Below are 9,211 nucleotides of genomic sequence, written 5' to 3' on the forward strand. Positions count from 1 at the left end.
CCTGCGCGCCAATCAGCTCGGAGAGTGCCGCTACAGCGTCTCAGGCAGCCCCGGCGATTGTGTGGTCATGGCGGTGCAGCATCTCATGGCCGACGCACCGCCGGCGCTGATTCTTTCAGGTATCAACCGCGGCGCCAATCTCGGTATAGAAACCGTGTTTTCCGGCACCGTGGGGGCCGCCATGACCGGCATGCTGCTCGGCATTCCATCGATCGCGTTAAGCCAGGCGTTCTCGGACCGCGATGCAGTGCGGTGGGAGACATCGCGCGTCTTGGCTCCCGGTGTGATCGAGCGCCTGGTCAGGGTCGGCTGGAGCAGTCAAGCCTGCCTGAACGTCAATTTCCCCGACGTCGCCGCGCAGGCCGCCGGGCCGCTCACCTGCACGAGGCAAGGCGCGGGAATCGTCAAGAACATCCATGTCCTGCCACGCACCGATCCGCGTGGATTAGATTATTACTGGCTTCAGTTCAACCGCGAGCCGTTCCAGGATGCCCCGGCGAGTGAAACACGTGTCGTGGCCGACGGCTGCATCTCAGTGACGCCGCTGCAATTCGAAAGAACCAGCGAAGTTGCCTACGCCGAGCTGACGGCGGCACTCGCACAATAAGCGCGCTGTGGCAGCAATAATGAAAAGCATCGCCATCACGGGCCGAGTCCGGCAGCCGGCGCTGCCGGCCGGGCGAGCATCCGGCGGGTTCCTGCTTTCACAATGTTCCAAGCCTCGCGACGCTGATGGTCTTCGGTCATGCGAAAACGCACTCGCAATCAGCCAGCATTGATGAGGAAAAGCGCGAGCCCAACATGTCAGGCGCTGGTGTCTCTTCTGTCCTGAGGATCGGCGGCCTTCTTTTCTGTGGGCTGGGTGATTGCCGGCACGTCGCTTTCCCCAGGCGGCTGCCCAAGTCCCGCACCGCCCACGCGGTCGAGTGGATGGCCGGACGAAATCGCGGTATTGACCGGATCCGGCGCTTTCTGGTCACCGCCGGATGCCGGGCTCGCGTTCTGTTGCCCATCCTGGCTTGCCGACCCGTTGTTCGTCATGATTTTCTCCTCGTACTTATTCCCTAGTTAGCCCTCACATATTCTCTTGCAAGGGCACCTTTTGCGAGCGGCTTCCATGCCACGTGAACGCCGCTCTATTCTGGCGTGCAATGCGCACAACCAGGTTTAGCTGGAAGCTGTAACTAGGACTGGCGACGGCATGACTGGTTCGCAGCGGTGCTTCGGCGCGCCCGTTAGGGATACATGCTTTTGGCGCTTGAAGCAGGGCGAAACTTGTCGCCCTGTAAGGCGCCACCCTTGCGCTTCGGCGATAGCATTTTGTGGCAGTTGTCCCAATTGCCGGATCCGCGGCTGCTGTTAAGAGCGTTGTTGCGTAATCACATTTCCTGCTGATCTTATCCCGGCCGATTTGTGCGGGCGATGAATAGCGCATGGCGCGACATGACTTCGGATACGGTTTGGCTGATCGAAACCGTCTGAATGTTGAATGCAACTCATCGAGTTTGACGACATCCATTATCCAGGAAGCCGGCGGTTGCGTTGCGTCCTAAACGCTGGCTGAATTGTTGACGGTTTGTTGCCTCTAAACGCAACCTTCATGGGCCAATTCGGCGCGCGCAGGCGGTGAGGAAATAGGAGAGCTGATGCGTCTAAGCAGCGGACACCAGCTTCTGTCGAGTTGCTTTCATTAACTAAAGGAAAGACATGTTTATCGAAATTGATGCCGGCTGGCAGGTGAACCTCGCTCATGTTGCAAAGGTGCATATCGTCGACGCGGGCGCCGTCGGCACTTCGGTCAAGTTCTAGTCGTCAACCGGCGAACATCTTGGCGGCTCTTCACCTGCCACACCCGATGAACTCGCCGGGGTGCTGAATGCCATCCGTACCTTTGGGCGCAGGCCGACGGATCCGTTGTAAGCCACCGCGTGCAACGAAGAGAGGCCTGCCGGCTGCCATGCATCACTGTGCTGCGGCGGGCAGCAGAGCCACATGCAGCAGTGGTGCGTTGACGCGTTTGAGAGAGCGACCCGCATTGCGCAAGCAAGTGTGGACGTTGAGTAACCCAATCCTTGGTCGCATCATGGCGAAACCACAATCCCTGATAGCCCTAGTCTTGGCATTGTTGAGAGCCTGCGCCTCGCAAACAGGAGCTCAAGTCATCGCAGTGCGACTCTGGCCTTTGTTCGGCGGAGGTGATGGCCCGCGCATGCAGACGATCATCAAGGAATTCGACGCTGCTCAACAGGAAGTCAGGGCAATCACGACGATCCTGCCTTGGGGTGAGCTTTTCTACTCCAAACGCATCACTGCCTCGGCCGTGGGTGCCGGCCCTGATGTGGCCGCCCTTCATTTGTCATGAATCCACAATCTCGCCAGCGGATCCGTGATGCGGGCGATTGGCGCAGAAGACCTTCCGAGAACATCGTTGCTTTCGGAATCCCGATAGAAAGCTCGTCGAGTCGTTGGATTAACCAATCGATCCTGTCACGCCTCACTTTGCGCTCGGTAAGGACGGTGAAGCGGCCCGCTGAGTCTTTACTGCAGAAATAAGCGCAAGCATATCTGGGTCATTGACTGCAGCCATTTCAGGCGTCATGCCCTGACTATCCATTTCTTCAAGTGAAGCGCCGGCATTGATTAGTTGCATTACTACGTCGGCATGTCCGCCTTTCATTGCAAAATGCAGAGGCGTCCACGCATCATGGTCTTTTGCATGAACGCTGGCACCAGCTTCGAGCAACATGCGGACTGCCTCCACATTGCCTTCGCTCGCCGCAAAGTGCAGCGGCGTGGATACTTCATTGTCCTTGCTGTCCACTGGCGCTCCCGCCGCGATCAAAAGGCCGATCGTGTCCGTGTCATCGTTCGACGCAGCTAGATGCAGTGCCGTGAACTTATCGTTTTCTTTCTCGGCCGTGTCCGCGCCCGCCGCAAGCAGCAGCTCTACCGTGCCGGCATGACCGCCGTCCGCTGCAAGATGTAGGGCGGTACATCCATTGTCCTCTTTATCCTTGAGATTGCTCCCAGCGTCCAGCAGCAACCGGCATACTTCCGTATCGCCGTTGCTGGCTGCAAGATGGAGTGCCGTCCAGCCATCCATGCCGCGTATGTGAACGTTGCTTCCACGGTTGACGAGCAAGCCCACGGCCTCCGCATGTCCGCTGCCGACAGAAAAATGCAAAGCTGTCCACCCGCTACTATCCTGCGCATTGACATCCGCCCCGGCTTCGACAAGCAATTGCATGACAGCAGCATGGCCGCTGATCGACGCCACATGCAACGCCGTCATGCTTTCGCTTTCAAGCGCATGCAAGTCCGCATTCGCGGCAAGCAACGCCCTGACGACTTCCGTATGCCCGTAATTTGCGGCCCAATGCAAGGCGGTGTAACCCAGCTCATCCTGCATGTGTACATCACTGCCGGCCTTGAGCAGCACGTCGAGAACATCGACATGCCCGTTACCGGCGGCCATCAGTAGTGCCGTCATTCCGTACTTGTCGAGCTCGTCCAGAGGCACGCCCGCCTCAAGCAGAACGCGCACCGTATCAGGATGGCCACTGTTGGCTGCCGTATGCAGTGCCGTCATGCCATCGTCCTCTTTATCGCCGGCATTGCTGCTGGCTTCCAGCAGCAGCCTGACGACTTCGGTATGACCGTTATTGGACGCATAGATCAAGGCCGTCGCACCCATCTGGTCGCGTTCATGCACGTCGGCTCCGGAGGTAAGCAGCAGGTCTACGAGATCCCTGTGGCCGAGGTTTGCGCCGATCATCAGCGGTGTGCTGCCATCCAAGGTCTTGCCATGTATATTGCCTCCGGCACCAATCAGATGTGACATGACTGTCGGAGCACCACAGGCGGCTGCAAAATGTACCGGTGTCCAATCATTCATATCCGTAACACTGACATTGCCGCCTTGTGACAGGCATGCAACGACTCCCTCGGGATCGCACTGCACGATGGCATCGATCAGCCGGTCATCCACTTCTCTTAACTCGCTCATGCTTGCTCCTTCATAGTTTCATATTGCATCGCATGTATCTTGTACGGTACTCCGCACTGAATCGCGACACGTATTCGTTGACCCACAGCAGGCATGGTGGAACATTCCAGCGGAATCCCTCGAACAACAGGCCTAATTGGTAGACAGCGCGTTTGACGCAAGTTCAGACAAGATGCAGCATGCACGGCAGGTGCATTCATGACGGCATCACCGCCAATGCGCCTCAGGTGAACAACGGCATGACATGTTGGGCCGATTCGGACAAAAGCCGTCGTTGATCGCGAAGCACGTTGTGCAGAAAAAATCGTTCAAAGCCGAATGCCGCATCCCGGGCAACCCAGTCGGCATGCTCCGCAAGACTGTTGGAAATGAGCACGCTGCTCTCCATGTCTTGAATGCCAAGGTGTGTTGCCGCGACTTCAGCGGCCGAAGAGATGGGAGCAATGTGCCGAAAGCGGTCGCTCCTGGACGCCCGACCTTTGTACTCGTCAAAGCCATCCTCTTTGTCCTTCCTGCTTGAAAAGCAGCTTCGAGGTCATGGGGCATGGTGTCGTCGTCTTCGCGGGAACGCTTGACGGTTCGCGGAATAATGCCGCTGCCCGCAAGGAGCGGCTGGAAGTATAAAACCCAAGCGAACTGCGTTCCAACCGCTTCATTCTGCAAACGGCTAGGCGACAGTCCGGTGCTCCATGGTTTCGCAGCATGCTCTATTGAAAACTGGCGCATTCGTTTACGATGGAGGGTCTTGGGGAAATGTCGTCCCGGAATTACTTCGGGAAACAAGATGGCATGGTGCGACGCAGGTGGCGCCAACCCGCATAACGAGACACGCCATTGCTCCAGTTGATGGCTTTCGCATGGGATTTCGGAAAGGAATGAAAAATGAATGACAAGAAGAATGTGGTGGTCGTTGGTGCGGCGCGCACGCCGATCGGTACTTTTGGCGGCGCGCTCAAGGACTTCGCCGGCGCTGATCTGGCGACGATCGCCGTCAAGGAGGCTTTTTTGCGTGCGAAGGTCGATCCGGCCGCCGCACAGCAGATCGTCATGGGCAATGTCATACAGTGTGAACCGCGTGACATGTATGTGTCGCGTGTGGCCGGGATCAATGCCGGCATGGCCAAGGAATCGGCTGCCTTGACACTCAATCGCTTGTGCGGATCGGGGCTGCAGGCGATCATCACGGCCGCGAATGCCATCCAGCTCGGCGATGGCGAGATTGCCGTGGGCGGTGGCGTGGAAACGATGAGCCGCGCGCCTTATGTCATGCAGGGTGCACGCTGGGGCACACGCATGGGTGACGCATCCATGCTGGACATGTTGCTAGGCGCGCTCCAGGACCCGTTCGGTGCCGGACACATGGGGATCACTGCCGAGAATGTGGCGGCACTGTACGGGATATCTCGTGAAGAACAGGATGCGTTCGCAGCGGAAAGCCAGCGCAAGGCAGTGGCAGCAATTGAAGCAGGGTATTTCAAGGAGCAGATCGTACCGGTCGAGATCAAAAGCCGCAATGGCATCGCGCTGTTTGAGACCGACGAACATCCCAAGGCCGGTACCACCGCGGAAGCGCTGGCGAAGCTGAAGCCAGCCTTCAAGAAGGAAAACGGGACGGTCACGGCAGGAAATGCGTCCGGCCTGAATGACGGCGCGGCAGCCGTCGTACTGATGGACGCCGATGCTGCCTCGCGCGCCGGGCTTGCGCCGCTTGCCCGCCTCGTATCGTATGCCGTGGCGGGCGTGGATCCGTCACTGATGGGCACTGGACCGATTTCAGCCGTGAAACTGGCACTGCAACGTGCCGGGCTTTCGCTTGCGGACATGGATGTGATCGAATCCAACGAGGCCTTTGCCGCGCAATCGCTCGGCGTATGCCGTGGACTGGACCTCGATCCGGCAAAGACCAATCCCAATGGTGGCGCAATTGCATTGGGGCATCCGCTCGGCGCTAGCGGCGCGATCATCACCGTGAAATGCCTCTATGAGTTAAAGCGTACGCAGAAGCGCTATGGACTGGTGACGATGTGCATCGGTGGCGGGCAGGGGATTGCCGCGATTTTCGAACGCACATGATGTGATCCCGCTTGCCACTTGTTGAAAAGGGCGACGATGTCATGGGGGCTGGAGCGAAATTCGACATGGTCCGCCGAAAAGTGGCAGGCATTCTCTTTATGCGTGCGGACAACATGAGTCGCGAAACGGCTGCGCGTTGTTTCCGGGCTTCTACCTAACCACGCTCATGCCACGGTTGTTATTAGGCAAGCGGCTTCATACACCTGCCTCCTTCGTCGCCGACCGATCACGGTTCTCCAGGTAAGTGCGCAATTCCGCGACGAGGCCTTGCTCGGCTTCGGCTTTCGACCGCGACTGTGCGATCGATAGCTCAAGCGTACGGATCTGACCATGCAAATCATTGACGGTCGCGCTGGTTGCAGCGAGCTGCGCCGCCAGTTGCTGGACCTGAGCATTTCTTTCCGCCAATTGCGCTTCCAGAACCGGTGCCTGCTGTGCCTTCGCCTGCAGGGTTTCCAGGCCCTGCGCGAGCTGCCGGTTATTTTCCTGTGCATCGTGAAGCATTTGACGGGTGTGCGTCAGTTGGGCAATCAGCCGCACGCCTTCCTGGTTGAGCCGCGTCGCTTCCTCCTGCTTGACGACGACCGCCTGCTGTGCCTGACGCAAAGTTGCCTGCACCTGCTGCAACTGCAACTCATGACGGCGCTCATCCCCATCCCGCTGCACCTTGACGGATTGCCGGTAATGTTCGAGCGCTTCGTACGCATGCCGGTGCTTGTCTTCCAGCGATTGCCGATGTGTCTCGTTATCGGCCAGGCGAACCTGCAAATCGCCTGCCTGCTGTTGAGCCGTGTGGCGTGCAATCGTTTCCTGCTGCAGTAACTGGCGCGTCTGGTGGTGCGCTTCCGCCTCCTGCTGCAGCAGCCATTCCAGGTGCTGCACCTGGGCCTGCCGCTGGCCGATTTCCGCGCGTGCGGCGGCCAGCTCGTCCGCATGCTGGCGCGCGCGATCTGCGTGCGCTGCCTGCAATGCGTCGATTTCAGTGCGCGCTTCGGCCTGCAGTTGCGCAGCCAGGCGTTGGACCAGATCCTGCAGCGTGTCGCTCAGAGAGGGCGTGCGTAGATCGGCTGCACCGTCTTCGTCGTCAAGTTCTTTCAGATACTTGTGAATGGTGGATTTCGAGCCGGTATTGCCGAGCGCGATGCGAACCGCATCGACCGACGGGTGCCGATTCTGGGCGAGCAGGGTATCGCGCGCTTTCCTGACTTCCGATTTGTGCAATCCGCTGCGGGCCATCATCACTCCGGTAAATATCGTACTGTGTTACATACCACGTAATAACATAATAGATTAGCGTACTTGCCGCACACTGTGCAATCCGTATTTCACATCGGATAAACAAAGATTATCCGGTATGATGACTGTTTCCACATCCTTTTCTATGGTCGGTCCCGTAATCCCTGATTTGCGACCGACCGCTTTCATGCGATGAACACGCGCGATTTGTATCTTGACGCTGCTACCCGCGACAACACGCGCCAAAGCTACGGGTCGGCGATCCGTCATTTCGAGGTGGAGTGGGGTGGCTTCCTGCCTGCCACTGCCGACAGCGTGTCGCGCTACCTTGCCCATTACGCACCAACGCTGTCGGTCCATACGCTGCGCCACCGACTCGCAGCGCTGGCACGCTGGCACAACGAACAAGGCTTCCCGGATCCAACGAAGGCGCCGGTGGTGCGCCAGGTGCTGCGCGGTATCGGGGCATTGCACCCGGTGCAGCAAAAGCAGGCCAAACCCATGGGGCTGGAATCCATCGAGCACGTTGCCGGGTGGCTTGATGGCGCCATTGCCCAGGCGGATGGCGTCGGTGCGCGTGGCGCTGCATTGCGCCACCGGCGCGACAAGGCGTTATTGCTGCTCGGCTTCTGGAGGGGGTTTCGCGGCGACGAGCTGACCCGGTTATGTATTGAGCACGTGCAGGCGAGCGCAGGGGAGGGCATGACCTGCTATTTCACGCACACCAAGGCAGACCGGACCTATCGCGGCTCAACATTCAAAGTGCCGGCGTTAGCCAGGCTGTGCCCGGTAGAAGCGTATCTGGACTGGACGGGTGCCGCCCATCTCGATCGGGGCCCGGTATTTCGGGCGATCGATCGCTGGGGGCATGTCAGCCAGCACGCATTGCGCACCGACAGCCTGGTGCCGCTGCTTCGCTCGATGCTGGCCAATGCCGGCATGGCTTCGGCCAGGCTCTATAGCAGCCATTCGCTGCGGCGTGGCTTCGCTACCTGGGCTATCTCGAATGGATGGGACCTGAAAACACTGATGGAATACGTCGGCTGGAAAAACGTGCAGTCAGCGATGCGCTACGTCGATGTGGCTGCCCCCTTCGCGGATCTGCGCCTGCCATCGGCACCAATAAAAGACGAGGACGCGTGAAGCCGCCTGCGTTAAACGATGCTGGATACGGCGGTCTGGCGTTGAAATCGGCCGTCGGCTCGCTGAAGATCCCCTCACCCGATGCGATGTGGATGACGTCGTGGTCAATGCGCAACTCACTACACAGCATCCGCGGTGACCGGCTTCTACGGGAAACGTTGTCGATCCAACGGCGGTCGGCGCGCCCGGCAAACCTGTCCCGTGTCAGTACATGAGGCTATCGCAAAAGCAATAGTGAGGATGTCTCGTTTGTTAACGCAGATCGACCGGCCCGTATTGGGCCGATCCGGCTTGATTGCAAGAGCAGCAATGGTTGCGTTGCCCTCCTGGAAAATGCAAGCGTTGCGCGAGCCGTCATCCTTGTGCCGACTGGCGTTAACGAAGCGTCACTGTGGCGCCACCATAAGTGCTTGCTGCAATCGATGCCCCGGTGAACGAGTCACAAGCCGGAAAGCGCTTCTTGAATCAGCTCGGCCTGCTCCTTGATGCTCATGCGTTCCCACGTGTCGGCAGGAATAATCATTGCCGCCTGGGTACGTTCACCGGCATCGCGCCACGCGTCCTCGATGGCATCGCCTTCAGTCGGGTGATGCTGCTGGGAACCTGCTGCGGACGTAATCCACTTCCAACCGCTTTTCTTTGTCACGCTATCGAATGTATAACCGAGTTCCTCCAGGATAGCTTTCTGTTCTGCCACACCCGATGACACTTTGCCACTCTTGAAACCGGAGCCGGCTTTGCTTTTCTTAAACA

The 9,211-nt window shown here is 58.7% G+C and carries 9 protein-coding genes; 4 read left to right on the forward strand and 5 right to left on the reverse strand.

Features of this window, described 5'->3' with window-relative positions:
- On the forward strand, positions 1 to 607 hold a 607-nt coding region (gene surE, locus VGU61_RS05895), incomplete at its 5' end, for a 5'/3'-nucleotidase SurE (protein ID WP_326858176.1).
- Between the two features lie 197 nt (positions 608 to 804).
- Here the strand turns inward: surE and VGU61_RS05900 are convergent.
- Positions 805 to 1,041 (reverse strand): hypothetical protein, encoded by a 237-nt coding sequence (locus VGU61_RS05900; protein ID WP_326858177.1) that lies wholly within the window; start codon positions 1,039 to 1,041, stop codon positions 805 to 807.
- A gap of 1,042 nt (positions 1,042 to 2,083) precedes the next feature.
- Here VGU61_RS05900 and VGU61_RS05905 point away from each other — a divergent pair.
- Positions 2,084 to 2,362: a hypothetical protein gene (locus VGU61_RS05905; RefSeq protein ID WP_326858178.1), complete on the forward strand. Its 279-nt coding sequence runs from the start codon at positions 2,084 to 2,086 to the stop codon at positions 2,360 to 2,362.
- 132 nt (positions 2,363 to 2,494) lie between these two features.
- Here VGU61_RS05905 and VGU61_RS05910 read toward each other — a convergent pair whose 3' ends face one another.
- Complete coding sequence (locus VGU61_RS05910; RefSeq protein ID WP_326858179.1) at positions 2,495 to 4,006, reverse strand: ankyrin repeat domain-containing protein; 1,512 nt, start codon at positions 4,004 to 4,006, stop codon at positions 2,495 to 2,497.
- 223 nt (positions 4,007 to 4,229) lie between these two features.
- Positions 4,230 to 4,382 carry a hypothetical protein gene (locus VGU61_RS05915; protein ID WP_326858180.1) on the reverse strand — a complete coding sequence of 51 codons (153 nt, stop codon included), beginning with the start codon at positions 4,380 to 4,382 and terminating at the stop codon, positions 4,230 to 4,232.
- A gap of 506 nt (positions 4,383 to 4,888) precedes the next feature.
- On the opposite strand from VGU61_RS05915, the gene VGU61_RS05920 reads away from it, so the two are divergent.
- Positions 4,889 to 6,079, forward strand: a complete 1,191-nt coding sequence (locus tag VGU61_RS05920; RefSeq protein WP_326858181.1) for an acetyl-CoA C-acyltransferase family protein — start codon at positions 4,889 to 4,891, stop codon at positions 6,077 to 6,079.
- A gap of 195 nt (positions 6,080 to 6,274) precedes the next feature.
- Here VGU61_RS05920 and VGU61_RS05925 read toward each other — a convergent pair whose 3' ends face one another.
- Positions 6,275 to 7,315, reverse strand: a complete 1,041-nt coding sequence (locus tag VGU61_RS05925) for a DNA-binding protein (RefSeq protein ID WP_326858182.1) — start codon at positions 7,313 to 7,315, stop codon at positions 6,275 to 6,277.
- A 192-nt stretch (positions 7,316 to 7,507) separates the two neighbouring features.
- Between VGU61_RS05925 and VGU61_RS05930 the strand changes: the two genes are divergently transcribed.
- Positions 7,508 to 8,458 carry a tyrosine-type recombinase/integrase gene (locus VGU61_RS05930; protein ID WP_326858183.1) on the forward strand — a complete coding sequence of 317 codons (951 nt, stop codon included), beginning with the start codon at positions 7,508 to 7,510 and terminating at the stop codon, positions 8,456 to 8,458.
- A gap of 439 nt (positions 8,459 to 8,897) precedes the next feature.
- On the opposite strand, the gene VGU61_RS05935 is transcribed toward VGU61_RS05930, so the two are convergent.
- Positions 8,898 to 9,211, reverse strand: a 314-nt coding sequence (locus tag VGU61_RS05935) for a hypothetical protein (protein ID WP_326858184.1), incomplete at its 5' end; no start/stop codon positions are given.

The organism is Noviherbaspirillum sp. (assembly GCF_035944575.1).
Classification (GTDB): domain Bacteria; phylum Pseudomonadota; class Gammaproteobacteria; order Burkholderiales; family Burkholderiaceae_D; genus Noviherbaspirillum.